Origin of the sequence: Evansella halocellulosilytica (assembly GCF_002335745.1) — a bacterium.
GTDB lineage: Bacteria > Bacillota > Bacilli > Bacillales > Salisediminibacteriaceae > Bacillus_CA > Bacillus_CA halocellulosilytica.
This window is the reverse complement of sequence record NZ_NIST01000001.1, coordinates 3,223,396-3,248,273: the sequence shown is the minus strand read 5'-3', so window position 1 is coordinate 3,248,273 and position 24,878 is coordinate 3,223,396. Positions and strand designations below refer to the sequence as shown.

The following is a 24,878-nucleotide window of genomic DNA, read 5'->3' as shown; positions in this document are numbered from 1 at the left end:
TCACGTAACTACATTTATTCTTCTCAAATCATTGTACCACGAAGCATCTTGTCGTCACACATTCGTTCATGTCTTCTAAAAAGAAAGCTGTAGAAAAATATACAGCTTTCTTTTACTTATGCATAAGAGTGTAATCCTGCAATAACAAGGTTTACAAATATTAAGTTAAACATAATTAAGGCAAACCCGATCACACATAACCAAGCACTCTTTTCACCGTGCCATCCTTTCGAAAGTCGTAAATGCAAATAAGCTGCATAAAATAAGAATGTAATGAGCGCCCAAACTTCTTTCGGATCCCATCCCCAAAACCTTGTCCAAGCGATTTGTGCCCATATCATGGCGAAAATCAAGCCTCCAAGTGTAAATACAGGAAATCCTATCGCAATCGCACGATAACTTAATTCGTCTACAGAACGTGGATTGACATTTTTTACGAATGGTTGGACCGCTCCTCCTATAGGCTTTCTAAAAACAACACGTAATAGAATATATAAAATTAACCCGCCAAGTATTGACCAAACAACAGTATTAAGATCATTGCTCACAATAATTGAAGGTGTTGAAACAATCGGTTCGAACCGGTCTGTCGTTAACAATTCCCCTTCGTTAGGTCCAATCAGTGCAGGCATGTGGTACGTCATTTCTGCCTCCAGGCCATCTTCATTTATATAAGCGAATTGTGCTTCATATCCAGCGGCATTGAAGCTCATCCCGATAATGATATAAGCAACTGTACATAATATACAAAATAGAATAAACTCTACACCTTTTACTTTATTTGATTTTTTTGTAAAATCGATCACTCGTATTAAATAAAGTAATCCCCCTGCAAAGCCTAACGCTAAAATACCTTGCCCTAACGCAACTGTGATCACATGGATGGTCAGCCAATGAGATTGTAAAGCAGGTATTAATGGCTGTACATCACCAGGAAACATAGATGCGTATGCAATGATCAGCATAACAATTGGCATTGTAAATAAACCAAAATAATTAATTTTGTAAATAGGGTATACAATAACAAATGCAAGTGACAGGGCAATACCTAAAAAGGTTGTATATTCAAACATGTTACTTACAGGTGCAAAACCCACACCTATCCAGCGCAGAATGAAATATGAAATTGCTGAAACAACCCCTAAAACAGCAAATATATATCCCAAAAATGCAGACTTATTTTTTTCTTCACCATGTTTATCTCTAAATTTCTTACCTGTAATCGACACTGCAAAAAGAACTGTAGCAGCTAAATAGAAGAAAAATGCTGCAAGTAACATATTACTACTTGCTTGAACCATTCTTATTCACCTCGTTATTTTCACTTGTTCGATCATCCTCTTTATCCAACTGATCGAACGGGATTGGAATAGACGTCTCTTTTGCGACAGCTTCAAAGTCATTTTTTAGTGCGTGCCAGTTTTTATTCGCATGTCCCGCTATCCAAATTTCATTGTCACGGTTTTGAATCCATACTCTGCGGTGATGCCAGTAAGATCCTTGTACTAATCCAATCATAAAGATAAATCCACCAACAACAAGAATTGGTATTGTTCTATCTCTTCTAACAGTCAATGCTGTTACATCTATCATTTCAACATCAACCATTCGAATACGATAATCATTTTCACCGTTCAGCTCTTCATTTATCTGAACCCCAATAAAGCTAATCTCACCTGTATCTGTTTCATGATCTAAGTGTGGCGGGAACACTTCAAATACAATTCGAGGGTTATCTGGAATACGATTGATTGTATCAGGCTCACCATCATCATTAATGTAAAAGTTAGGGAAGTACTCCATAATCTCAATTCGATAGCCATTCTCAAACTCATACACTTCTTCAGGTTCATATAAATTGACATCAAAACGAATGTCTGACAAGTCTTCTTCAGTATTCTCATCAATTGGGTCTAATGTAAATGTAAATTGAGACAATTCATTTAATTTATAGTCTACTTGATATAAAGAAAAGCCATCAAATGTAAGTGGTTCATTGACTCGAATATTATAATCCATTACTTCTTCGAGTTCAGTTTCAGCACCAATTGTACCGCCTTCATCCCTTTTTAATAGAGTTGCTGATGTTTGATACGTTTTGACAACAGGTTGTCCAGTGCGTTCAAAGGCATCACGATACCTCTCATCATCTTCATCATAAAATTCAACAATAAATTCGTTGTTGCGAAGGAAATATTCCCCATCTGTTCCATTTATAACTTCTTCTTGGCCTTCTCTTACCCAAATATGTTCATCAATATACATTTCCGGGAAAAACCTAAGCATGGCACCGATCAAAAAGATGATTAGTCCAATATGGTTAACGTAAGGTCCCCACCTTGAAAAACGTCCTTTTTCAGCGAGGATATTCCCATTTTCAACTCTAACTTTATATTTTTTGTTTTTTAAAACAGAAGCTGCTTTTTCTACCTCAGCATCAGCATCATTCATTTTGTCAGTTATCGTAAACAATCGCTGTTTCTTTAAAAATGCAGTATGACGGGATACTCTTTGCGTCTTTAATGCACGATATAACGGAACGACACGATCTAAGCTGCATATAACAAGTGATACACCTAATGCAGCAATAAGCAGCATATACCACCATGAGCTGTACAAGTTATGAAATCCTAGCTGATAATAAAGTTTTCCAAATGTTCCGTACTCCTGCTCATAATAAATCGTTGCATTTTCTCCCGGAGGAATGTACATTTCCTGAGGGAAAATTGTTCCTAAGGCTGACGCTAACAACAAGATAACGATAATCCATATTCCAACCTTAACAGAGGAGAAAAAGTTCCATACTTTGTCTACAACCGATTTTTTATACGTTTGTGAGCGTCTTGCAACGCCTTCATAACGCATATTAGCCAAAGCACCTTCTTCTTCTTTCAAAGGTTTACCACATGATTCACATAAATAAGTTCCATATGGATTAACATGGCCGCATTCACATTTCACCTTTTCCATTTCAATCCCCCACTAATCATTTGGTACAAGTGACTGCAATGATTCTAATACTTGTTCTTCTGTTTTTGCTCCTATTTCCCTGTCAATCACTTCTCCGTTTGGATCAATTAAAAATGAAGCGGGCAAGCTGACTACTCCGTATGCATTACTTACTAGCATATCCCGGTCTATAAATACAGGGTAATTCACTTCATTTCTATCTAAATGCCGCTGTACTTGAAGCGTTGATTCATCTACGTTAACTGCAATTACCTCAACACCTTGTTCTTTAAAATCTTCATAATGATCTTTTAAATATTCCATTTTTGTTCTGCAGTACGTACAATATGTAGCCCAAAAATTCAAATAGACACCTTTTCCTTGAAGTTCGGACAATTCCATACGATTTCCATCCATATCATTTAACACAAAATTAGGCGCAACATCTCCACGATCAACAACTCCACGCTCTTCGGAGAAATGGTTATAAAATGTATAGCCTATTGCAATAATCATAACTAATAAAATGACAGAACGGATGATTAACCTTCTTTGTTTCATTCTTCTCCCCCATTTTAATCAATCGGATATTATCATGTTAACACTATATCAAGGTCGTTTATATAATGAGAACAAGTAAAATTTGAAAATTATGTGACATGCTTCTGCATGATACTGAGTCATTTTAGCTACAATTCCAATATTTTTTAAGAAAAGCGCAAGGCTCCCGCCTATCGCCGAAAAGCGCTACCTCTTCCTCTTCTAGTATCACTTTGAAGCTAGATCCGTAAACCGGGCAATACGCCACGTCCTGTGGCATGCCCGGCATTAGGACGTCCTGTCTCCGTCGAGACAACTCGCAAGAAAGGTAAGAACTGATATTGTTTCTTCTCGTTTATTTACTTTCCTAGTTCACGTAATTGCTTCACTTCATGTGGCTTTAGTTCTCGGTACTCGCCGGCATTTAAACCTTGAAGATTTAAAAATCCATACTGCTCTCTTTTTAATTTTATTACAGGGTGTCCGACAGCTTCAAACATCCTTCGTACTTGCCGATTTCGTCCTTCATGAATTGTTAACTCAACAATAGAAGTTCCTTTTTTACGATCAGATTTAATAACCTTTGCCTTCGCAGGAGCAGTTTTACGATCATCAAGCATAATCCCTCTTTCAAGTTTCCTTACAATTTGCCGATCTGGAATTCCTTCTATTTTTGCAATATACGTTTTTGATATATTGTATTTGGGGTGCATTAATGTATTGGCAAATTCACCATCATTCGTCAATAAGATTAATCCAGATGTATCGTAATCTAACCTGCCGATAGGATAAATTCTCTGTTCAGCTTCAATATAATCAGTGACAACTTTTCTTTGTTTATCATCTTTCACACTTGAAATAACACCTGTAGGTTTATAAAGCAAAAAATAAACAGGTTCTTCCTTCTCTAAAGGAACCCCGTTTACAATAACTTCATCCTGGCTAACATCTACTTTTGTTCCTAATTCCGTAACGATACTTCCGTTTACTTTTACCTTGCCTTCCGTAATTAATTGTTCAGCTTTTCTTCTCGATGTAATTCCTGCTTGAGCAATTACTTTTTGTAATCGTTCCATTATTCCACCCTCTATACGGACATATTCTTTCTTTGTTACAGTTTTGACGAACTGAAATCACTTTCAAACGTTTATTTTATCTTTTTTTTTGTAAATAAACAATAAAAATGATCTAGCAACAAAAATATGACGAAACAGGAGAAGATCCTGGGATAAAACCTAGTTAAAAAGAGTAGCTCTCACCATTTTGGTAAGAGCCATTTCTTATCTATGAGGGATTTAATATTGAAGTTAATTGTTCAAAATCCACTCGCTTACTACGGATTCGAGTATTTACTCTACCAAGTTAAATCGAAAGGTTTTTAGGACTTATACAAAAAATAAATTAATTCATCACGGATTCAGCTTGAAAATAGACTTTTTTCTAATGTTGATTTCCTCACATAAATACGAGGGTAACAATTATAATAGAACTAATGACGCCAATAATGTCTGCAAGTAAACCCACCTTTAATGCATCTCCCATTTTTTTGATGCCGACTGCTCCAAAATATACGGTAAGTACGTAAAACGTTGTATCTGTACTTCCTTGCATTGTTGAAGCTAACCTTCCGATAAACGAATCCGGACCATGTGTAGCAATTAAATCACTCGTCATACCTAAAGCCCCAGTTCCGGAAAGAGGGCGAATCAACGCTAACGGTACAATGTCTGAAGGAACACCTAAGGCGTGCAATACCGGTTTAAACAATGACATAAAAAATTCCATTGCTCCAGACTCTCTGAATACTGTAATAGCTACTAACATTCCAACTAAATACGGAATAATCGAAAAAGACATTTGGATGCCTTCCTTTGCTCCATCGACAAATGTTTCATAGGTTGGTACTCGTTTGATCGTTCCAGCTATTAAAATGAGCGCAATGACTGAAGGAATCAGCCATATTGAGATTGTTGTGACCCAACCCATGAACGTCACACCCTTTTTCTAGTTCTTCTATAATAAAAGTACCGGTCAATGAGTATCGCACCAATTGTAGAACATGTCGTTGCTATTATTGTCGTTCCTACTATTTCAGTTGGTGAAACTGAACCATACTGCATCCGGATGGAAATGACAGTCGTTGGAATTAATGTAATACTAGCGGTGTTGATCGCTAACAGTGTTATCATAGACCTGCTTGCCTCACTTTTACCTCCGTTTAGCTTTTTCAATTCCTCCATCGCTTTAATTCCCATCGGAGTTGCAGCATTCCCTAATCCAAACAAATTAGCACTAATATTAGAAAGGATATAGCCCATTGCTGGGTGATCACGCGGGATATCTGGAAACAGCTTCCTCACGATCGGCTGCATAAGTCTGCTCAATGCCTTTAGTAAACCTGCCTTTTCGGCAATTCTCATTAAACCGAGCCAAAATGTTAAAACACTGATGAGGCCGATACAGATCATAACGGCCTCCTTCGCTCCTTGAAAAATTCCTTCATTTACTTTGTCCATCGTACCGTTAATAGCAGCGAAGATAAATCCTATGAGAAATAATGAGATCCATATGAGATTAACCATGATCCTTCACACCAGTAATCATAAAAATTTTATCCTTTATACTTTGCCAAAAGCTTTTCTCTGCATTTTGATCTTCCATATATTTTAATGGGATAATCCCAATAACATCACCAGATAGTTCCACTTGATATGTTCCGATAGGATACGGGTAGCCTTCCTTTTCCCAGCGGTCATCAGCAGGTGGTTTATAAAGTAAGAGCCTCGTAGTTACATCATCCAATTCTTCCTGTGACAATGGGTATTCAAACTCATATTCAGCAAGTAGCCTGTCTTTAAAATAGTCATCTTTCAGTTGAGTTACTTTACCCTTTTTAACGAGTTCTTTTAATTCAAACGTATCAAATGCCCACTCAAATAAACTCATATGGTCGTGCCAATCACTTGGAGCGTTAATCGTAACAGCAATTAAATCGAGTTCATCTTTTGTTGCAGTCGACACAAGCGTTCGTTTTGCACGTTTCGTGTAACCTGTCTTTCCTCCTGTGGAATAACGATAGAGTTGAGTCAACAATCGATTTTTATTATTAAATACTCGATATCTGTCTTCTGCCTCAGATCGATAAGTTTTCGTCCCAGAAATTTCACGATATTGCTCATTTTCCATTGCATACTTTGTTAATTGTGCCATGTCGTAAGCAGTTGAGTAATGTTCTTCATGATCATCGAGACCGTGTGGATTTGCAAAAGCAGTATTTGTCATCCCAAGCTCATCTGCTTTATCGTTCATCATATAAACAAATCCTTCTACACTTCCTCCGACATGCTCTGCGATTGCTATTGCGGCGTCGTTTCCTGACCTTAACATTAATCCATAAACAAGATCCTCTAAGGTAATTTCTTCGCCTGCAGTTAAGTAGATCGAAGAACCTTCAGTTCCTTCAGCATTTGATGATATCTTCACCGTTTCTTCCATCTTCCCGGATTCAATTGCTAATATTGCAGTCATGATCTTCGTTATGCTCGCTATTCGCATCGGCTCGTGTGCTTCTTTTTCATATAGAACTCTCCCACTTTCTTGTTCCATTAAAATCGCCCCTACCGCAGACACACTCCCCTGATATTCTTCTGCATTAACTTTATCTGGTGTAAGCTGGGACATTAATAAAAAAATAATCATGAATATATAAATGCATGTTCTTTTCATGTCTGCCTCCACTCATCTCTAAATATAATATTGCGATTGTCTTCTTCAACCATTTAGTTAGTACAAGTCTATGCTCGTCTATCATGGTTATGTCATATTCATTTCTTTATCTTTTTTCAAGACAGTTTTCTATAATTTTGGCAATACAAAAAAGACCCGATTCCACCGTGATTTAGGAAGGGTCTCTCATAAAAATGGTTGGAAATTGAATTTTTTAATGTTTTCGCATCACTCCTGGGAGAGTAGCGCGCAAAGAAACATGCCTCTAATAAAAATTAGAGAGTTTCACCAAAAGTCATACTTCTTGGAGACCCTCTTTTTTTCACCCTTTCGGTTTAAATAAAAGAGCGGCTAAGAAACTAAAAATGATCGCAGCTGATATACCAGCACTTGTTACTTCAAAAATCCCTGTCATAATCCCGACAATACCATGTCGTTCAGCCTCAGCTAAAGCTCCATGAACAAGGGAGTTTCCAAAACTTGTAATTGGCACAGTTGCTCCAGCTCCGGCAAAATCAATTAATGGTTCATACAGCCCTATGCCGTCTAATATAGCTCCTGAAACAACAAGTGCACTCATCGTATGCGCTGGAGTTAACTTCATACCATCCATTAATAATTGACCGATCACACAAATAAGACCGCCAACAACAAAAGCCCAGAAAAAACTCATTACCCTACACCTCCTGGCATTTCAATAGAGACAGCATGTGCAATACAAGGAATCGATTCTTGCTGCTGAAACGTTAAAGGAGATAAGAGAGCCCCTGTAGCTACGATGAGTACTCTGTTTAATTCACCGCGTTTCATTTTATTAAGTATATGTCCATATGTTACGGCTGCTGAGCATCCAGATCCGCTCGCCCCGGCCAAGACAGGCTGACCTTCTCGATATATCATTAAACCAGCATCTTGAAACTGTTCTTCCGTTACGAGTAATCCTTCTTTTTCAAACAACTCTAGTGCAATAGGACGACCAATACTCCCTAAATCACCAGTAACAATTAAATCATAGTAATTAGGTTGGATCGCACGATCTTCTAAATGGTCTTTAATTGTATCAACTGCTGCAGGTGCCATTGCTCCTCCCATATTATAAGGGTCTTTTAATCCTTCATCGACTACTTTCCCAACTGTTGCGGACGTTACGACAGGACCAACACCACTTTTACTAACTAACGCAACCCCAGATGCCGTAACGGTCCATTGTGATGTAGGCGGCTTTTGAGCACCATATTCAGTCGGGTAACGAAATGTTTTTTCAACAGCGGCATTATGACTTGCAGATCCAGTTAAAATGTAGTTTGCTCCATCACCATTGACAACGAATGCGGCTAGAGCAAGTCCTTCCATAGAAGTGGAGCAAGCTCCAAATAATCCGAAGTAAGGAATATTAATGGTTCTGCACGCAAAACTCGTGGAAGTAATCTGATTTAACAAATCTCCTGCAAAAACAAAATTAATGTCATCTTGCTGTAATGATGCTTTATCAATTGCTGTTGTACAAGCATCTTCCATCAATACTTTTTGTGCTTTTTCAAACGTATCCTCACCACACCACATGTCCTCATATAATTTATCAAAATCAGCAGAGAGTTTCCCTTTTTTTTCAAATGGACCACCTATAACACCTGTAGAGGTGATAACAGGTCGCTTCTCAAAAATCCAGGTTCGATTACCTATTAGCATTGCTTGTCCTCCTAAATTTGCAGTAACGTTTTCAATAGAGCAATAACAAATGCCGCGAAAGTACCGAAAACAATAACAGAGCCTGCCAGTTTAAACATATTAGCCCCAACACCTAATACATAACCTTCTGTGCGGTGTTCAATGGCTGCTGATGCCATTGAGTTAGCAAAGCCAGTCACCGGAACTGCAGTACCTGCACCAGAAAACTGCGCAAAACGATCGTAAACACCTAACCCGGTTAACAATATGGCAATCGCAATTAATGTCGCCACTGTCGGGTCTCCTGAAGTTTTCTCAGTAAAATCAAAATAGTACATATAGAAATATTGAACTGCTTGTCCAAACGTACATATGGCACCACCGACAATAAATGCTTTTAAACAGTTTTTCCCAATTGGACGTTTCTTCTCATATTTTGAAGCAATTTGTTTATATTCTTGCTGAGTGGGAGATTGTGGTTCATTTTTACTCATTATTTTTCACCTTTCTTTATCCTTTCATATCATCTTCAACTTTCTTTAACCTTTTTTTCAATTGCTCTTTCGTCATATTGTCTTTTTGTAACTCTCGTTCAATATCTCTTAACTCGATATCAATTTTTCGGTCCGTTGATACATGAATGTTCTCTTTTTTGTATTTATTTTGTATTCGGTCATACGCTTTTTTCCGAATATCATTTAAGAAAAATCTTTGAAAACCTGTTACAGTTAACGCAACATAAATATCATCATCTACTGACAAAGCTCTAGCTCTTTCTACTTCTTTCATCGGTTCTACTTCATCTTTAGCCCCCATCGCCTTATTTTGAGACGTTGAAAGCTCTTTATTGTGAAATGGAGTTATATTACTTCCTTCATAGTGCCCTTTATCCCATGTCTGACAGCTGACTAATAGCGAGACAACTAATAATAGAAGTAATCCTGATTTACTCATCCGATTCATGTTCGCGGTATCCTCCTTCTCGTTTAAAAGTAGTATTTTTATTTCACAAGTTTTTATACTTTTACTTTCTGAATATCCATTAAATGTATTTTTTCTCATGTGTAGATAATGCTGATTTTCTGATACGATTGAAGAAATGTAACGAAATAAAAGGATTAATTGATTTGAGAGGTCGTGAAATAATGGATCATTACATACTAATTGGAATTATTCTTATATTATTTTTACAAATTATTTTCTTTTTGTTATTAATGTACAAACTGAATTCATCTATTCGTGCACATAACTGTAGCAAAAGAACTGATGAGCAACGCACTATTAGCGATAATCTCGAATTAGATTATGTAGATGAGTGGGAAGAAGAAATAAAAAGAACCGTAGAATTACAATGTATGCAAGTGAGAAACTCGGTACAAAAGCAATGCACACAATTACATAAAAAAGAGATTGAACTCGCTCCTCAAGAGCTTTCAATTCCTTCAACATTGATATCAGCCGTTTATAACAAGGAAGAAGAAATAATGATTGAGCAGTTTTGGTTAGCATATCGTAACTATTTAAATAAACACTGGTTAACGACTAATGGAAACATTAGAAGTGTTTTTAGAGGGACTGAAGAAGTTAATGAAATTCATTACGCATCTAAACAATTAACAAAGAAATTAAACAATTACATACAAAAAATCATTCTTTTTTCATAAATTTTCCTAAAATGCCAACTCTATAAAGAGAAACAAGTAGAGGTGGCAGAACATTGAATACAAACTTTACAGCATTGTCTATTGAATTACTAATAGGTTTTATAGCATTGCTATTTTTAACAAAAGTTTTAGGAAAAACCCAAATTACTCAATTAACACCTTTTGATTTTATTTCCGCTTTAGTTCTAGGAGAACTAGTTGGGAATGCGATTTATGATAAGGAAATCGGGATCAATTATGTCTTATATGCCATCTTATTATGGGGCACTCTCATTTCAATTGTTGAGTGGATTACGCAAAAGTGGAAAAAAACTCGAAGCTTTTTAGAAGGAAAACCATCGATTGTGATCCATCAAGGAAAAATAGACCGAAACCAGTTAAAGAAAAATCGATTAGACTTAAATCAACTTCAAAATCTTTTAAGAAACAAAGATGTTTTCTCCATTCAAGAAGTAGAATATGCCATTTTAGAGGCGAACGGAACGATAAATGTCTTAAAAAAGCATCCATATCAAAACACAGTAAAAACGGATTTACATATACCACCTAAACAAGTTCCTTTACCGATGTCGTTTATTACCGACGGTGAATGGATTGAAGATAATTTACAGGAAATCCCTATTCCTAAAGAAGAAATTATGAGACACTTAGAAAAACAAGGGATCAACGTAGAATATGTCATTTATGGTGAATGGACGAAAGATCAACCATTATACTTGCAATTAAATCATGCACCGTACATTAAACATATATCTGTATAATGTCTCTAATTCATATAAATTTCGTATGCTAAAATACTCTCTTTTCTTACAATAGACATAAGGGGTTCCTCCCATTCATTTAGATTGCTAGTCACTTACTAAATTTGGCATTAGGGAGGTACCCCTTTTTTCATGTTTAGAATCGTTGCATCGCAGAAGCTCAGATTTATGGAATTCATTCAAGCAATTGACAATCGTCGTTTTCTAGGTATTTTTTATTAAGCGAGTGGATGCCATAAATTTGTACTTGCTTGATTAAATCTCTCTTGTACCGCCCTCCAATTCACAACATTCCACCAATTATTAATATATTCTTTTCTCTCATTTTCATATTGCAAATAATAAGCGTGCTCCCATACATCTAAAGGCAATATTGGAATGACATCCCATTGGGACAAGTTTTGATGCTTTTCTGCTGTTAAAATTTCTAAGCGGCCAGCTCTAGGTGCCCATACTAGTATTGCCCAGCCAACAGCTTCAACTTCTTCAGCTGCCTTTGAAAATTGTTGTTTAAAAGCAGAATAACTTCCAAAATCTCGTTCTATTTGTGCTAACAGCTCACCTGTTGGTCTCCCTCCTCCTTCTGGCGACATCGTCTCCCAAAATAATGTATGCAAATAGTGACCTGCACCATGAAACGCTAATTCACGCTCCCAATGTTTAATATTCTCAAATGTACCTTTCCTTCTTTGCTTTTGCAATTCTTTTTCAGCTTTATTGAGACCATCAACGTATGATTGATGATGCTTTTGATGATGTAATGTCATAATACGTTCACTAATATACGGTTCCAACGCATTATAAGCATATGGTAGATCGGGAAGTCGATGCTCGCCTATCGGTACTCGATTAAAAGCCTCTGATTCCGCCCTATCCTTAACATAAGCTATATAACTTTGATAAATTCGTTGAATCTCTTCATTCAGTTTTTCTCGTTCTTCGATTGGTAACGGTGCCGTATTACGTGAAAAATGGTCTTTTAATAAATCATTTACTTGTCCTAGCAATGGATGATTAGGATCATTAAATGTGTCATGAATTTCTTCTTCCATTTTTAATAACCATCGCCTGACTTCTCCTTCGTATGTCTTATCTGGCTGCATAGAATCCCCTCCTTATTCATTTCCCCTTTCTATCCTATGCATGAGAAGATTAAGAATGAATAATCTACATAAACTTTATGCCATAAATGTTGCACCTAAAGAAATAAAACAGAGCTCACCTTTATATTAAGATGCTTCCCCTCCCTCCTTTATCAAATAAGTATCCGCCCGTAAAACGGGCGGTTTTCATTTCGCCCTATAAGGGCACTTTACCACCAGAGTCCCTTAAGGGACCTTATTCATTTGGTCCGTGCCAAAAGAATTTTGAAGACATCCCTTTTCATAATCAAATAGAATTCGAAATCGCTATACGGCGGACGCTTTCACTCCAAAGCACAAGTGCGACATCTACTCGTGCTGCACTTCGTTTGCATTCGTAGTGTCTTCTTTGCAGCGGGCAATGCCTCAACTTCCTAGGTGCCACACTGTGTGCACCTAGGGGATTTTCGACTATTGCTTTTCCCGCTTGAGTCGCCGCCTGGCGCTCTTTCAAGTACATGATAATAGTTAAATGACATACTAATAGCAGAAAAAACGTTGTGGGAAGTTGTATCTCAGCTCATTTTTATCTCAATTTAAATGGGAATGGGCTTTTGTTATCAAAGATATTTATGTTCATTTCGTATCCATCATTTAAGATAATAAATGACATGACGCAAATAAAGTTGTCATCAAAAGGTGTAAGGTACTGCGCGACTGTCTCTTCCTCTACTAATATGGCTTTGTTGTTTATCCGTCGAGACAAATCGATGTATTTTCGAAGAAGCAATGCTCTTTCCTACGGAAAAATGGACGAGTTGAGATCCCTTCGAGCTTGGTCGAAGTAGTTCAACCGTTCGTCCGTGGCAAAGAAGACACCGTGAATACGAACAAAGTGAAGTAAGAGCGGATGTCGCACTTGTGCCCTGGGGTGAAAGCAAGCAGTATACCTTCCAACTATTCGTTACTTTTAAAGAAATCTCACGAATACAACCCTTAAAGGTTTATTTTCACACAGGCAGAGCCTGTGGTTTACAAAGAATATAATGTAAAAAACCTGTTATTACAGTGAATAACAGGTTTTCGGTATAAGCTTCTTTTTCTTATATAACTAGAAGTTAAAAGAGAGCATCAATTATTCAATATCGCGTTGTCTTACTTTTGTACGGTAATCTGTTTCATAATATTCTAGCTCTTCTCGGATTTCCTGTACCGGCCCTTCAATAGATGCAACTAATTTTTTCATCGGCTCGGGAACATCAGTCCGAAATCTGATCGCATTTTTCCCAGTATATGCTGCCCGGCTGTCTTCATACCAGACATCAAGTTTCGGTTGAAAGAATTCTTCAACACATTGATGAAATATCCAATATAAAGTCTTCTCAGCAGCTCCTTTACGGAAACTTTCACTTCGAAGAATTAAATTTCCAGATTCTCTTCCTTCATCAAAAAAAACGAGTAGTCTTCTAAATTGATCCAATATTAATTCGTATTCATTAACTGATGTTTCCACTTCCGTTTTTTCATCTGCTTCTTTCAATTCAGTTAATGTAACATTGTTCAAGAAAGACCTCAATTCATTCGTTGCTGCTTGCAAATTGTCCATTGTAAAAATTAATTGCTGTCGTACTAAATCATTACCCATTTGACTGAACATTCCCTTCTTCAATTTCCTTATTATCTTCACCATCATTGGTTGAAGTCATTTGCTCTTGAAACTTCGCAAAAAAGAGGTCAACCTCTTCTTCTACCTGTTCTTCTTCAATATTATCTGGTAGTGGTGGCAGTTCCTCAATAGAGCGAAGACCAAACTGATCTAAAAATTCCTTTGTTGTTCCGTATAGAATGGCTCGTCCGGTTCCTTCAACCCTGCCAACTTCTTTTAATAGAGACTTTGCTGTTAGTGTTCGTACTGGTCTTTCTGATTTTACTCCACGAATATCCTCAATTTCTACTCTAGATATCGGCTGCTTATAAGCAACAATTGCTAACGTTTCTAGAGCTGCTTGGGAGAGTGTTGTCGAAGAAGGGGCTTGGACAAGCCTCTTAAAAAACGGTGCATGCTCAGGTTTCGTTGTCAATTGATAACCACCTGCTACTTCTACTAATTGTATTCCTCTAGTATCTGAAGAATACATATCTTTTAGTTCAGCCATATAAAACTTGACTGATTTTCTATCTAATTGGAGAACATCCATAAGTTGTTTTTCGTCAATCCCTTCTTCGCCTGAGACGAAAAGGAGACCTTCGATAACCGCTTTAATTTCATGACTCTTCAACGAGAGCAACCTCCTTCTTAAAAATGATTATATCTTCAAAATTGCTCCCTTGTTCGCACCTGACCACATCCGATTTCATTAGTTCAAGCAGTGCTAGGAATGTAATGACAATCTGATGTTTTTTTTCTTTCTCAAACAGGTCAGAAAAGTTTCTCTTTCCTTTAAACATATGAAGTTGTTCCATAATCTCGGTCATTTTTTCATCAATCGGAACATCATCCCGCTGAATTTTTGAATACACAGGTTCCTTCACACTTTTTCGCTTCTTCATTTTTTGAAAAGCTTGGAGCATATCATAAATCGTTACATTGATATTTGGTTTCTCCTCTTGTGCATTACGATCATTTTGTTCTTTAAAAAAAGCTGTTAAATCCGTCATTGGCTTAGAAAACAAGTCACTTCTCTCACGCTCTCGCTCTTTTAATTCTCCGGCAGCCTCTTTATACTTTTTATATTCAATTAATCGTTGCATTAAATCTTCACGAGGGTCTTCATCCTCATCATAAAAGAAGTCCTCTTCATCTAATTCCTCTTCTTGAGCCGGGAGCAGCATTTGGCTCTTCATATGTAATAACGTTGAAGCCATGACTAAATACTCACTTGCAATATCTAGGTGTAGAACCTGCATTGCATGAATATATGTCATATACTGTTCAGTAATATCTTTTACAGGGATATCATATATGTCTAAGTCATTTTTTTGAATTAAATGTAATAATAAATCTAATGGACCTTCAAAAGATTGAAGCTTTACACTATACTGCATATTCTCACCATTTTCATCGTTCTTTCATGCATTATATCATATAACATTAGCAATTGATGGTTCTTTCCTCTATAAAATAAAAGATTCTTTCACGTTTTTATGTTAGGATTTATTAAAAAGGGTTTTCAAATAATGGGCAATTCCTTTCGTTTAATCGTCAAATGTTTATATTCCAAATTTAAAATTTAAGGATCATAATTATTTATGCACGGAGGGATCTATGAAAAATTATCCAGATGCTTATATTGATTATTTAATTGAGTTTCATGGTACAAGAGATTATTTCGAATGTCATGAAATTATGGAAGAATACTGGAAAGAAGTCGGTGGAGGCGACCAGTGGCTTGGACTTATTCAACTTGCTGTCGCTGTTTATCATGAAAGGCAGAAAAATAGAAAGGGTAGTCTACGACTTTATCATCATTGTTTAAAACATATAGAGAATAATCGCTCATCTTTTAAGAACATTTCAATTAACCCTGATTTATTATTAAAAAAGGTTCAAGATCGTATACAAACTGTAAATGATGATGGACCTTATTTGCCGTTTAACATACCACTTACTGAAGACCATTTAATTGAACATTGTAAAGATCTGTGCAAAAAGGAAAACCTGTCTTGGTGTGGTTTTGAAGACTTATCAAACAGCGACCTTGTGTTTAGGCATAAATTACGAGATCGCAGCGATGTAATAAAAGAAAGAAAAGCTTCACTTGAAAGAAAACGGAAAGCAAGGGAGGAGTAGGCCCCCTTGCTTTTATTCAAAGGTTAGATGTTATAAATTTTCAATCTCTCGATATTCCAAGATTGTTTATATCACGATCTTCCACACGAATGTGGTAACTTCGGGGTTTCCGCTGGACCGGACAAGCCACAGGACGAGACGTTTTGTCCAACACCAGAGCAATTCAAGTAGAGGAATAGACAAGCGCCTTGCGCGTATCTTAATAGCGGCAATGATCTAAAAAATCTTTCGTGTACTTCGTACCCTGTAACGTAACATCTAGTTTTCTTTCTAATGATTCAATCATTTTTGTCGCGATACCTTCGTTACGATATGATGGATTCACCGATAAATCTTTTAAGAAAACCCCTTCTTCACATGTCTCAATTCCGATTACTCCAATATAAGAGTCCTCTTTCCATAAATACAGATGAGCGTTTTCTAACTCTTTATACTGGTCAATTGTTTGCTTTAATTGTTTTACTTTTTTATCATCTGGCATGAAAGATAGTAAACCCATAGCAAATTTTTCGTGTTCTTGTTTATAAGGCACTAGCATGATGATCCCTCTTTTTTAAAATGAAAAACTTTTTGTTAAGTTCGCCATTTCGATAGCGGAAACTGCTGCTTCCCAACCTTTATTCCCCGCTTTTGTTCCGGCTCTTTCAACAGCCTGCTCAATCGTATCTGTCGTTAAAACTCCGAAAATAACTGGAACACCAGTCGAAAGTGAAATGGAGGCGACTCCTTTTGAGACTTCATTACAAACATAATCAAAGTGTGGTGTAGAACCTCGAATAACAGTCCCTAAGGTGACAACGGCATCATACTTTCCTGATTCAGCCATTTTTTTGGCGATAACCGGAATTTCATAAGCACCAGGGACCCATGCAATATCAACATCTGCTTCATCGATACCGTGACGTTTAAATGCGTCTTGAGCACCACCCAATAGTTTACTCGTAATAAATTCATTAAATCTTCCTGTAACAATTCCTACTTTTAATCCTGTTCCTACTAAATGTCCTTCAAATACATTTCCCATGTTTATTCCTCCTTAATTAGTTAAAAATGTAGTAGATGTCCAAGTTTTTCTTTTTTTACTTTTAAATATCTTTCATTTGCTTTCGATGAAGGCAGCTGTAAAGCAACTCGGTCTACAACTTCTAAATCATATCCTTTAAGTCCAGTAATTTTTCTTGGGTTGTTTGTTAGTAACCTCATTTTTCGAATTCCTAAATCTCGAAGGATTTGTGCACCGATTCCGTAGTCACGTAAATCTGGTGCAAACCCAAGCTTTTCATTAGCCTCTACGGTATCATAACCTTCTTCTTGTAGTTTATAAGCTCTCATTTTATTGAGCAAACCTATTCCGCGGCCTTCCTGACGCATATACAATAATACCCCAGAGCCTGCTTCCTCAATTTGCTCTAATGCAGCATGGAGTTGCGGACCGCAGTCACATCTTTGAGAACCAAATACATCTCCAGTTAAGCATTCGGAATGAACACGTACAAGTGTTGGATTTTCGCTATTAATTTCTCCTTTTACAATGGCAATATGTTCTTTTCCGTCAACAATGTTCGAGTAGCCAATCGCTTTAAAATCACCAAATGCAGTTGGTAAGTCAATTTCAACTTCCTTTTTAACGAGCTTATCTTTTCGATTACGATATTGAATAAGATCTTTAATTGTAATCATTTTTAAATCATGTTGATCAGCAATTTTCCTTAAGTCTGGCACTCTTGCCATTGAACCGTCCTCATTGATGATTTCACATATTACACCTGCTGGCTCCGAGCCGCATAATCGAGCTAAATCAACCGCAGCTTCAGTATGTCCCGCTCTACGAAGGACACCACCGTCTTTTGCTACAAGCGGGAAAATATGTCCCGGCTTTTTAAAGTCAGCGGCTTTCGAATCAGAGTCAATCAATGCTTTTACAGTTAATGAGCGCTCATGGGCGGATATACCTGTTGTCGTATGTTTATGATCAACACTTACAGTAAAAGCTGTTCCATGAGGATCTGTATTGTGATCAACCATTGGTAACAGTTCAAGCTTTTCTGCCCTTTCTTGTGTGATTGGGGCACAAACAAGACCACGGCCATGAGTAATCATAAAGTTAATGACTTCTGGTGTCGTTTTATCAGCCAAGGAAACGAAATCACCTTCATTTTCCCTATCTTCATCATCGCAAACGATGACAACTTTTCCTTGCATGAGTTCGTATATTGCTTCTTCAATAGGATCAAACATTAAGCATTCTCCTTTATCTTAAAATCCATGATCTTTTAAAAAGCTCTCCGTTAACTTTTCTGATGAGGATTCATCAGTTCCTGTCCTTCTTGACAATAATTGATCCATATATTTCGCGAGCATGTCACATTCTATATTTACGATATCTCCTTGGCCTTTCCCCCCAATGATCGTTTCTTCAATAGTATGAGGGATGATGGAAATAGTAAACGAATCATCCGTTAATCCAAAAATTGTCAAACTTGTGCCATCAACACAAACACTGCCTTTCATAATCATAAACTTCCTTAAATGTTTTGGTATTTCAATTTCATAGTAAACAGCATTGTGTTCTTGACTTTTCTTTCGAATAACACCTACTCCATCAACATGACCTGAAACGAAGTGGCCACCGAATCGTCCATTTGCAGCCATAGCCCTTTCTAGATTAACAAAGGAACCAACTGTCAAATCACGCAGGCTCGTATGGCGAACAGTTTCCGGCATTAAATCCACTGTAAACGTAGATTGATCATAATTTGTTACAGTTAAACATACACCGTTTACAGATATGCTGTCTCCTAAATTTACATTTATTAGTGTTTTCTCTGCACAAAGTTTCATGACAATTGCATCACCTGTTCTATGCATTTGAACGACTTTCCCCTTCTCTTCTATAATACCGGTAAACAATTATCCTTCCTCCTTTGTCAAAATTACCTTTAAATCTTTACCAAGCTTCTTCGTTTCTTTTATTTTTAATTGCGGTGTTTCATCTAATAAAGCGATTCCTGTTCCGGAGAACGAAGATGGAGCATCTTTACCTCCAATAATTGTTGGAGCTAAATAAACAATGACATCCTGAAACTCACCAGATCGTAAAAAACTGTCATTCACACTGCCGCCACCTTCGACTAATAATGATGTCACTTCTTTTTCCCCAAGAAAATCCAATAATTGATTTACTTCAATTATATTTTTAAAAAGCTGGTAAACTTTAATCCCTAAACTTTCAAGCTGGTTTATTTTCTCCTTATCGACTTCATACGTCGTGATAATCCATGTTGGTGCTAGTTGATCCGTAATCACTTGTGCATCCAACGGAATTCTTAAATGATGATCCAATACGATACGTATCGGATTTTTCCCGCCGTCAGGGAGTCTCGTCGTTAATGATGGGTCATCTGCAATAACTGTATTAATTCCGACAAGTATGCTGTCATGCTGATGGCGCAAATAATGAACATCTTGCCTTGCCTCATCTCCGGTAATCCATTTACTTTCACCACTGCTCGTAGCAATTTTCCCATCGATGCTTGTTGCAGTTTTTAATGTAACAAATGGCTTTTTCTCTTGAATATAATAAAAAAAATCGCGATTTAGTTCATCTGCTTCTTCTTTCAAAATATTTGTCTTTACTTCAATTCCGGCATCGATTAACTTTTTGATTCCTCTTCCTGCTACTTTCGGGTTCGGATCTGTAGAAGCAATGACTACCTTCTTTATACCAGCTTCTATAATCGCATCTGCACATGGAGGTGTGCGCCCGTAATGAGAACAAGGTTCTAACGTAACGTAAATCGTTGCACCTTCACATTTACCTTTCGCCATTTCAATCGCATGTCGTTCCGCATGTTTATCACCTGCTCTTAAATGAGCACCCATCCCTACGATTTGATGGTCTTTCACAATCACAGCACCTACTGCTGGATTTGGTGACGTTTGACCGAGCGTCGCTCTCGCCATATCAATTGCTATGTTCATATACTGTTCTTCCATGAAACATACCTCACTTTTACATCATCTCAGGTTAGGTAGGAGCATTTCCGATGCGGAAAATAAAAAAATACCTGAAGGAGTTAATTCCTTCAGGTATGATCATACGAACGAAATGCATATTCAAATAAAGGTTTAAATTTACCTTTTTTAAACCTTGAAATATGTTTTCTAGGTTGAGAGTTAAAAGACACACTTCTCCCTATGGCTAGAAAATATATTTTACATTCGTTCCTTCTCCCATCCAGACTATACTGTCGGCTCTGGTCTCTCACCAAATCCACCGTCATGAAATATCATGCCGGGTCACGGGCTTAGAAGCTTAATTAGGAAAAAGCTATCATCACCGCCGGTTGGGAATTTCACCCTACCCCGAAGAAACAATATTATTTTATTTTTGTTTATTATATCACATGTGAACAAAAAAAGGTCAGAATTTGCTTCTTTTAAAATAACGCCTTTTAATATCGTATCATGTAGGAAGGCTGTCTCACATGTATGAACACACTTCTATAAGACAACCTACTCTTTATTATTCTTCGTCGTATACTTTTACTTCAGACATAACATCACCTTGGCGAATACGATCTACCGCATCCATACCTTCAATCACTTTACCAAAGACTGTATGTACACCATTTAAATGTGGCTGTGGTTCAAAAACAATAAAAAACTGACTTCCGCCAGTATCTTTACCTGCATGAGCCATCGATAAGGAACCGCGCTCATGTTTATGAGGGTTTCCTTCCGTTTCACATTTGATCGTATATCCAGGTCCGCCAGTTCCATTTCCTGTTGGGCAACCGCCTTGTGCGACAAATCCTGGAATGACGCGATGGAATGTTAGTCCATCATAAAAACCTTCTTTCGCTAATTTCTCAAAGTTTTCTACTGTTCCAGGTGCTTCTTCTGGATAAAATTCGATGACTACTTTTTCACCTGTTTCAAATACAATTTCACCTTTTTTCATTCATATGGCCTCCATTCAAAGTAATAACTTTCTTCATCATCTTACAACAATTTTTTCATAAATGAAATAAACAAGATTTTGTTTACATTAAATTTTTTATCACCATGCTTCATAATAGGAATGGTTCATAGGTGTTGGTTCGTTTATAATCACTCGCTTGCACTCTGGAGCACAAGTGCGACATCTAGTCGTGCTGCACTTCATTTGCATCGGTGTCTTCTTTGTCGCGAGCAATGTCTCAATTTCCTAAGTGACACACTATGTGAACCAAGGTGATTTTCGTCTAGTGTATTTCCGTCGGAATCGTAGCCTATCGCTCTTTCGAGCACATGAAAATATTTTACAAAGAAAGGAATAGGATGCGTTCGAAACGAAAATCTCTCGTTACATAAGCATCCTGACACTTCATTATGAATAACTATTGGCAAGAGTAGCGGATGATGATTTTAATCGATACCCTCGTTCATTTTTTATTAAATCTGCATACGTTTCTCGTTGGATGACACATTGTTCTTGCCCGTCTTTGACGAAGACAACCGCAGGACGTTGTATCCGGTTATAATTATTTGCCATCGAATAACCGTAAGCTCCCGTAGATAAGACTGCTAATATATCACCATGATCAACTTGTGGGAGAGCTAGATCCCAAATGAGCATATCTCCACTTTCGCAGCATTTACCAGCGATCGAAACCGTATCTTCACACGGTTCATTAAGTTTATTTGCTACGACAGCTTCATATTTTGCTTGATAAAGTGCAGGTCTTATATTATCTGTCATTCCTCCATCGACAGATAAATATGTTCGAATTCCAGGGATTGTTTTTCTTGCACCGATGGAATAAAGAGTCGTTCCCGCTTCACCTACGAGTGCTCTTCCAGGTTCAATCCATATTTCCGGAAAAGGTAGACCGGATTTGTTACTTTCCTCTTTTACACTCGCAATCATTGCTTCAACATAATCTCCTAAAGGAAGCGGTTCATCTTCTTTTGTATACCTTATTCCGAATCCACCGCCTAGATTCAATACTTCAGGAACAAAATTTAATTGTTTATTCCATTCTCTAAGACGTTGATAGATTTCTTTTACAGCTGATGTAAACCCATCTGTTTCGAAAATTTGGGAACCTATATGAGAATGTACACCTTTTATAGATAAATATTGATGTGATTGAATGATTTCGATCGCTTTTGCCGCTTGACCACTTTGTATATCAAAGCCAAATTTAGAATCTTCTTGTCCAGTAGAAATATATTCATGAGTATGCGCCTCAACACCTGGCGTTATCCGGATGAGAACATCCATCGGACGGCTCATAGACTCAGTTACGTCCATTAGCCATGACAGCTCGGTAAAATTATCAACGACAAAACATCCGATATTTTCACGAACGGCCATTTCAATTTCTTGCAATGACTTATTATTCCCATGAAAATGAATCCTTTCTGGAGGGAATTTCGCTTCCAGGGCGGTATATAATTCTCCTCCTGATACAACATCCAAACTTAATCCGAGCTCATCGACAAGCTGAACCATAGCTAAACAGCTAAATGCTTTACTTGCATAAGCAACTTGATACGAAATCCCGTTTTTTTCAAATGCTCGTTTGAATTGATATGCCCGATCACAAATATCGTTAACATCATAAACAAATAGAGGTGTCCCGTATTTGTTTACTAATTTAGTCGTATCTACATCACCGATCATTAAATGACCTTCATTACTCACTTTACTTGTACCGTATAAATTCATTTTGCGACTCTCCTCGTTTTGCCTTCTCGGTAAAAACGTAATAAATCGAGTAGGAGGGGGTGACTAACCCCCGACCTCTCACACCACCGTGCGTACCGTTCGGTACACGGCGGTTTCATTTAAGTCCAACGTAACGATTGATATCTCAAAAGTAGACTTTTAAGCCCTTGATTATTCCAATATCGGTTATCAAGGGCTCTATCTAATATAGGACTTTTAGCTATACGCCAGTATCCTAGTCTAGAATTAGCCCACTCCCATGCCTGTTGTTCATTGATTCCTTGCTTCCTAAGATTCTTTTGTTTCGTTTTAATCTTCTTCCACTCTTTCCATCGAATCATCCTCAACCTTCTTCGAAGCCAACCATCAATCCTTTTAAAGACTGAGGTAGTTTCGGCTAGTTGATAATAGCCCATCCAACCGATCAGATAGCGGTTGATTTTCTCTATCCTATCCCCCATAGAAATTGACCATTTCCTCGAGGTGAGTTTTCGTATTCTCAGTTTAAAACGTTGAATACTTTGCTTGGATACTCTAATTTTCGGTTGTTTAATGTTGTTGGTGAAAGTGAAGCCTAGGAATGTTCTTCTCCATGGTCGGTCTACTGCACTCTTCTCTTTGTTCACCTTCAGTTTGAGTTTCTTCTCAATAAACGTTGTAATACTTTCCATTATCCGTTCACCTGCTCTTCTAGAGCGGACGTAGATATTACAATCGTCGGCATAGCGTACGAAGGCAAGACCTCTTTCCTCCAGTTCCTTGTCAAGTTCGTCTAGAACAATGTTAGACAGGAGGGGACTAAGCGGTCCTCCTTGCGGAGTCCCTTCAGTATTAGGACTGACAAGGCCTTTCTCCATCACACCAGATTGAAGATACCTACGTATCAACCTAAGTAGTATGGGGTCATCCACTCGATAGCTTAATGTTCTCATTAATCTATCATGGTTTACCTTATCGAAGAATTTCTCTAGGTCAATGTCTACGACCCAGCGACAACCCTCTTTAATATACCCCCTAGCTTGTCGAACAGCGTCGTGAGCACGTTTGTCTGGTCGGAACCCAAAACTTTTGGTGGAGAATGTTGGGTCATAAACCTCACTCAGTGTTTGTGCAATAGCCTGTTGTATGAAACGGTCTATCACAGTCGGGATTCCTAATTTCCTCTTACCTCCGCTCGGTTTCGGGATTTCGACTCGGCGAACAGGTTGAGGTTGATAGGTACCACTTTCGAGCTGAGCTCGCAGGGATGCCCAGTGTTCATGAAGATAAGGTCGTAGTTTTTGTACGTTCATCCCATCTACACCGTGACTTCCTTTATTACGCTCCACTCTTTCGAGTGCGCGATTTAAATTTTGCCGTGATAGAACTCGTTCCAACATTCTTATCAATCTCCTACGTGAATTAGATCATCTTCTTGTGTGGTATTACTCTCAGCCCTTCTTATGTCCCCTGTGGGATTCACCACGTCCTCCATTAGGAAGGATTATATGTTTCTGCTTCATTGAGTAATACGTACGCCAAGCGCTAATTCTTCTTAAATGATTCGGCCCTTCCCTTAAATCTCTAGGTCATTCAAAGTACTATGGCCTCTGCTGACTCCTGACTGTTCAGCTATTTATCACTAAATAGGTTACCAAGTGAGCTTGGCGTTACAGCCAGGCCTCCCCAGGTAAGAGTGCAATCTTTCCCTCCACCTATCTGCTTCATTTACTCTGTACCACCTTCGGCAGAACGGACTTTGTTTTGTTTAGCAAACTCATCCAGTGATACCTAGCCTCATATGAAGTTCGTGTTCCTCAGACCGGAGGTCTGCCGCTCGCTTCCTTCAGATTCCACGTCACCATGGACACCCTTGCGTTTGGCTAACCACTACTTCTGCCTTCGTGGTTCGGGACTTTCACCCTATAGATTACACCCATGCTGGGCGCACTAAAAAAAGGATAACGGAGCATCCGTTATCCTTGACATTAACAATAAACAATA

General features: G+C 37.8%; 26 protein-coding genes and 1 riboswitch. Of the genes, 3 read left to right on the top strand and 23 right to left on the bottom strand.

The features are described 5' to 3' along the window. Window positions 1-116: 116 nt before the first annotated feature. The 11 genes from ccsB to CD001_RS15550 all read right to left on the bottom strand — a co-directional run bounded on the left by ccsB (window position 117) and on the right by CD001_RS15550 (window position 9,846). A complete protein-coding gene (gene ccsB / locus CD001_RS15600; protein ID WP_096188581.1) occupies window positions 117-1,301 on the bottom strand; it encodes a c-type cytochrome biogenesis protein CcsB in 1,185 nt (394 codons plus the stop codon). Next, window positions 1,285-2,970 carry a cytochrome c biogenesis protein ResB gene (gene resB, locus CD001_RS15595; protein WP_096188580.1) on the bottom strand — a complete coding sequence of 562 codons (1,686 nt, stop codon included), beginning with the start codon at window positions 2,968-2,970 and terminating at the stop codon, window positions 1,285-1,287. Before resB ends, ccsB begins: the two co-directional genes overlap by 17 nt. Before the next feature lie 12 nt (window positions 2,971-2,982). Next, entirely contained in the window at window positions 2,983-3,510 is a 528-nt protein-coding gene (gene resA / locus CD001_RS15590; protein ID WP_096188579.1) for a thiol-disulfide oxidoreductase ResA, read from the bottom strand. Between the two features lie 338 nt (window positions 3,511-3,848). Further along, window positions 3,849-4,565 carry a pseudouridine synthase gene (locus tag CD001_RS15585; RefSeq protein WP_096188578.1) on the bottom strand — a complete coding sequence of 239 codons (717 nt, stop codon included), beginning with the start codon at window positions 4,563-4,565 and terminating at the stop codon, window positions 3,849-3,851. 379 nt (window positions 4,566-4,944) lie between these two features. Beyond that, a complete protein-coding gene (locus CD001_RS15580) occupies window positions 4,945-5,475 on the bottom strand; it encodes a spore maturation protein (protein WP_096188577.1) in 531 nt (176 codons plus the stop codon). A 5-nt stretch (window positions 5,476-5,480) separates the two neighbouring features. Next, entirely contained in the window at window positions 5,481-6,071 is a 591-nt protein-coding gene (locus CD001_RS15575) for a nucleoside recognition domain-containing protein (RefSeq protein WP_096188576.1), read from the bottom strand. Further along, on the bottom strand, window positions 6,064-7,215 hold the full coding sequence (locus CD001_RS15570) for a D-alanyl-D-alanine carboxypeptidase family protein (protein WP_096188575.1): 1,152 nt from the start codon (window positions 7,213-7,215) through the stop codon (window positions 6,064-6,066). The genes CD001_RS15575 and CD001_RS15570 overlap by 8 nt, the downstream gene beginning before the upstream one ends. Window positions 7,216-7,537: 322 nt before the next feature. Continuing rightward, window positions 7,538-7,888 carry a stage V sporulation protein AE gene (gene spoVAE / locus CD001_RS15565; protein WP_096188574.1) on the bottom strand — a complete coding sequence of 117 codons (351 nt, stop codon included), beginning with the start codon at window positions 7,886-7,888 and terminating at the stop codon, window positions 7,538-7,540. Next, complete coding sequence (gene spoVAD, locus CD001_RS15560; RefSeq protein ID WP_096188573.1) at window positions 7,888-8,904, bottom strand: stage V sporulation protein AD; 1,017 nt, start codon at window positions 8,902-8,904, stop codon at window positions 7,888-7,890. Before spoVAD ends, spoVAE begins: the two co-directional genes overlap by 1 nt. 11 nt (window positions 8,905-8,915) lie before the next feature. Continuing rightward, window positions 8,916-9,377, bottom strand: a complete 462-nt coding sequence (gene spoVAC, locus CD001_RS15555; RefSeq protein ID WP_096188572.1) for a stage V sporulation protein AC — start codon at window positions 9,375-9,377, stop codon at window positions 8,916-8,918. Window positions 9,378-9,393: 16 nt separating this feature from the next. Beyond that, window positions 9,394-9,846 (bottom strand): YhcN/YlaJ family sporulation lipoprotein, encoded by a 453-nt coding sequence (locus CD001_RS15550; RefSeq protein ID WP_179298770.1) that lies wholly within the window; start codon window positions 9,844-9,846, stop codon window positions 9,394-9,396. A 128-nt stretch (window positions 9,847-9,974) separates the two neighbouring features. On the opposite strand from CD001_RS15550, the gene CD001_RS15545 reads away from it, so the two are divergent. Together CD001_RS15545 and CD001_RS15540 are read left to right on the top strand one after the other, a co-directional pair. Continuing rightward, the gene (locus CD001_RS15545) at window positions 9,975-10,547 is read left to right on the top strand and encodes a hypothetical protein (RefSeq protein ID WP_218839256.1); all 573 of its coding nucleotides are present in this window, start codon (window positions 9,975-9,977) and stop codon (window positions 10,545-10,547) included. A gap of 53 nt (window positions 10,548-10,600) precedes the next feature. After that, window positions 10,601-11,308 (top strand): DUF421 domain-containing protein, encoded by a 708-nt coding sequence (locus CD001_RS15540; RefSeq protein ID WP_096188569.1) that lies wholly within the window; start codon window positions 10,601-10,603, stop codon window positions 11,306-11,308. A gap of 218 nt (window positions 11,309-11,526) precedes the next feature. Here CD001_RS15540 and CD001_RS15535 read toward each other — a convergent pair whose 3' ends face one another. From CD001_RS15535 to CD001_RS15520, 4 genes are all read right to left on the bottom strand, one after another. Next, window positions 11,527-12,411, bottom strand: a complete 885-nt coding sequence (locus CD001_RS15535; protein ID WP_257009828.1) for a superoxide dismutase — start codon at window positions 12,409-12,411, stop codon at window positions 11,527-11,529. Window positions 12,412-13,525: 1,114 nt separating this feature from the next. Beyond that, complete coding sequence (locus tag CD001_RS15530; RefSeq protein ID WP_096188568.1) at window positions 13,526-14,035, bottom strand: DUF3907 family protein; 510 nt, start codon at window positions 14,033-14,035, stop codon at window positions 13,526-13,528. Next, window positions 14,028-14,669 carry an SMC-Scp complex subunit ScpB gene (gene scpB / locus CD001_RS15525; RefSeq protein WP_096188567.1) on the bottom strand — a complete coding sequence of 214 codons (642 nt, stop codon included), beginning with the start codon at window positions 14,667-14,669 and terminating at the stop codon, window positions 14,028-14,030. Before scpB ends, CD001_RS15530 begins: the two co-directional genes overlap by 8 nt. Next, a complete protein-coding gene (locus CD001_RS15520; protein ID WP_096188566.1) occupies window positions 14,656-15,435 on the bottom strand; it encodes a segregation/condensation protein A in 780 nt (259 codons plus the stop codon). The genes scpB and CD001_RS15520 overlap by 14 nt, the downstream gene beginning before the upstream one ends. 220 nt (window positions 15,436-15,655) lie before the next feature. Here CD001_RS15520 and CD001_RS15515 point away from each other — a divergent pair, with 220 nt between their 5' ends. Continuing rightward, the gene (locus tag CD001_RS15515; protein WP_096188565.1) at window positions 15,656-16,180 is read left to right on the top strand and encodes a DUF309 domain-containing protein; all 525 of its coding nucleotides are present in this window, start codon (window positions 15,656-15,658) and stop codon (window positions 16,178-16,180) included. 199 nt (window positions 16,181-16,379) lie between these two features. On the opposite strand, the gene CD001_RS15510 is transcribed toward CD001_RS15515, so the two are convergent. The 8 genes from CD001_RS15510 to ltrA form a co-directional block, all read right to left on the bottom strand. After that, window positions 16,380-16,718, bottom strand: coding sequence for a GNAT family N-acetyltransferase (locus CD001_RS15510; RefSeq protein ID WP_096188564.1), 339 nt, complete (start codon window positions 16,716-16,718; stop codon window positions 16,380-16,382). Window positions 16,719-16,733: 15 nt separating this feature from the next. Continuing rightward, window positions 16,734-17,204, bottom strand: coding sequence for a 6,7-dimethyl-8-ribityllumazine synthase (gene ribH / locus CD001_RS15505; protein WP_096188563.1), 471 nt, complete (start codon window positions 17,202-17,204; stop codon window positions 16,734-16,736). 20 nt (window positions 17,205-17,224) lie between these two features. Then, the gene (locus CD001_RS15500) at window positions 17,225-18,418 is read right to left on the bottom strand and encodes a bifunctional 3,4-dihydroxy-2-butanone-4-phosphate synthase/GTP cyclohydrolase II (RefSeq protein WP_096188562.1); all 1,194 of its coding nucleotides are present in this window, start codon (window positions 18,416-18,418) and stop codon (window positions 17,225-17,227) included. A gap of 18 nt (window positions 18,419-18,436) precedes the next feature. Beyond that, entirely contained in the window at window positions 18,437-19,090 is a 654-nt protein-coding gene (gene ribE, locus CD001_RS15495; protein ID WP_096188561.1) for a riboflavin synthase, read from the bottom strand. Continuing rightward, window positions 19,091-20,176, bottom strand: a complete 1,086-nt coding sequence (gene ribD, locus CD001_RS15490; protein ID WP_096188560.1) for a bifunctional diaminohydroxyphosphoribosylaminopyrimidine deaminase/5-amino-6-(5-phosphoribosylamino)uracil reductase RibD — start codon at window positions 20,174-20,176, stop codon at window positions 19,091-19,093. A 225-nt stretch (window positions 20,177-20,401) separates the two neighbouring features. Then, a riboswitch (FMN riboswitch) is annotated at window positions 20,402-20,557 on the bottom strand. Between the two features lie 148 nt (window positions 20,558-20,705). After that, window positions 20,706-21,143 carry a peptidylprolyl isomerase gene (locus tag CD001_RS15485; protein ID WP_096188559.1) on the bottom strand — a complete coding sequence of 146 codons (438 nt, stop codon included), beginning with the start codon at window positions 21,141-21,143 and terminating at the stop codon, window positions 20,706-20,708. Window positions 21,144-21,551: 408 nt separating this feature from the next. Beyond that, window positions 21,552-22,895 carry a diaminopimelate decarboxylase gene (gene lysA, locus CD001_RS15480; RefSeq protein ID WP_096188558.1) on the bottom strand — a complete coding sequence of 448 codons (1,344 nt, stop codon included), beginning with the start codon at window positions 22,893-22,895 and terminating at the stop codon, window positions 21,552-21,554. Between the two features lie 119 nt (window positions 22,896-23,014). Continuing rightward, entirely contained in the window at window positions 23,015-24,274 is a 1,260-nt protein-coding gene (gene ltrA, locus CD001_RS15475) for a group II intron reverse transcriptase/maturase (protein ID WP_096188557.1), read from the bottom strand. Window positions 24,275-24,878 lie beyond the last annotated feature (604 nt).

Excerpts from the sequence above, each read along its gene's own strand:
- ccsB (WP_096188581.1), bottom strand. The coding sequence starts at position 1,301 with ATGGTTCAAGCAAGTAGTAATATGTTACTTGCAGCATTTTTCTTCTAT.
- resB (WP_096188580.1), bottom strand. The coding sequence starts at position 2,970 with ATGGAAAAGGTGAAATGTGAATGCGGCCATGTTAATCCATATGGAACT.
- resA (WP_096188579.1), bottom strand. The coding sequence starts at position 3,510 with ATGAAACAAAGAAGGTTAATCATCCGTTCTGTCATTTTATTAGTTATG.
- CD001_RS15585 (WP_096188578.1), bottom strand. The coding sequence starts at position 4,565 with ATGGAACGATTACAAAAAGTAATTGCTCAAGCAGGAATTACATCGAGA.
- CD001_RS15580 (WP_096188577.1), bottom strand. The coding sequence starts at position 5,475 with ATGGGTTGGGTCACAACAATCTCAATATGGCTGATTCCTTCAGTCATT.
- CD001_RS15575 (WP_096188576.1), bottom strand. The coding sequence starts at position 6,071 with ATGGTTAATCTCATATGGATCTCATTATTTCTCATAGGATTTATCTTC.
- CD001_RS15570 (WP_096188575.1), bottom strand. The coding sequence starts at position 7,215 with ATGAAAAGAACATGCATTTATATATTCATGATTATTTTTTTATTAATG.
- spoVAE (WP_096188574.1), bottom strand. The coding sequence starts at position 7,888 with ATGAGTTTTTTCTGGGCTTTTGTTGTTGGCGGTCTTATTTGTGTGATC.
- spoVAD (WP_096188573.1), bottom strand. The coding sequence starts at position 8,904 with ATGCTAATAGGTAATCGAACCTGGATTTTTGAGAAGCGACCTGTTATC.
- spoVAC (WP_096188572.1), bottom strand. The coding sequence starts at position 9,377 with ATGAGTAAAAATGAACCACAATCTCCCACTCAGCAAGAATATAAACAA.
- CD001_RS15550 (WP_179298770.1), bottom strand. The coding sequence starts at position 9,846 with ATGAATCGGATGAGTAAATCAGGATTACTTCTATTATTAGTTGTCTCG.
- CD001_RS15535 (WP_257009828.1), bottom strand. The coding sequence starts at position 12,411 with ATGCAGCCAGATAAGACATACGAAGGAGAAGTCAGGCGATGGTTATTA.
- CD001_RS15530 (WP_096188568.1), bottom strand. The coding sequence starts at position 14,035 with ATGGGTAATGATTTAGTACGACAGCAATTAATTTTTACAATGGACAAT.
- CD001_RS15520 (WP_096188566.1), bottom strand. The coding sequence starts at position 15,435 with ATGCAGTATAGTGTAAAGCTTCAATCTTTTGAAGGTCCATTAGATTTA.
- CD001_RS15515 (WP_096188565.1), top strand. The coding sequence starts at position 15,656 with ATGAAAAATTATCCAGATGCTTATATTGATTATTTAATTGAGTTTCAT.
- CD001_RS15510 (WP_096188564.1), bottom strand. The coding sequence starts at position 16,718 with ATGCTAGTGCCTTATAAACAAGAACACGAAAAATTTGCTATGGGTTTA.
- ribH (WP_096188563.1), bottom strand. The coding sequence starts at position 17,204 with ATGGGAAATGTATTTGAAGGACATTTAGTAGGAACAGGATTAAAAGTA.
- CD001_RS15500 (WP_096188562.1), bottom strand. The coding sequence starts at position 18,418 with ATGTTTGATCCTATTGAAGAAGCAATATACGAACTCATGCAAGGAAAA.
- ribD (WP_096188560.1), bottom strand. The coding sequence starts at position 20,176 with ATGGAAGAACAGTATATGAACATAGCAATTGATATGGCGAGAGCGACG.
- CD001_RS15485 (WP_096188559.1), bottom strand. The coding sequence starts at position 21,143 with ATGAAAAAAGGTGAAATTGTATTTGAAACAGGTGAAAAAGTAGTCATC.
- lysA (WP_096188558.1), bottom strand. The coding sequence starts at position 22,895 with ATGAATTTATACGGTACAAGTAAAGTGAGTAATGAAGGTCATTTAATG.
- ltrA (WP_096188557.1), bottom strand. The coding sequence starts at position 24,274 with ATGTTGGAACGAGTTCTATCACGGCAAAATTTAAATCGCGCACTCGAA.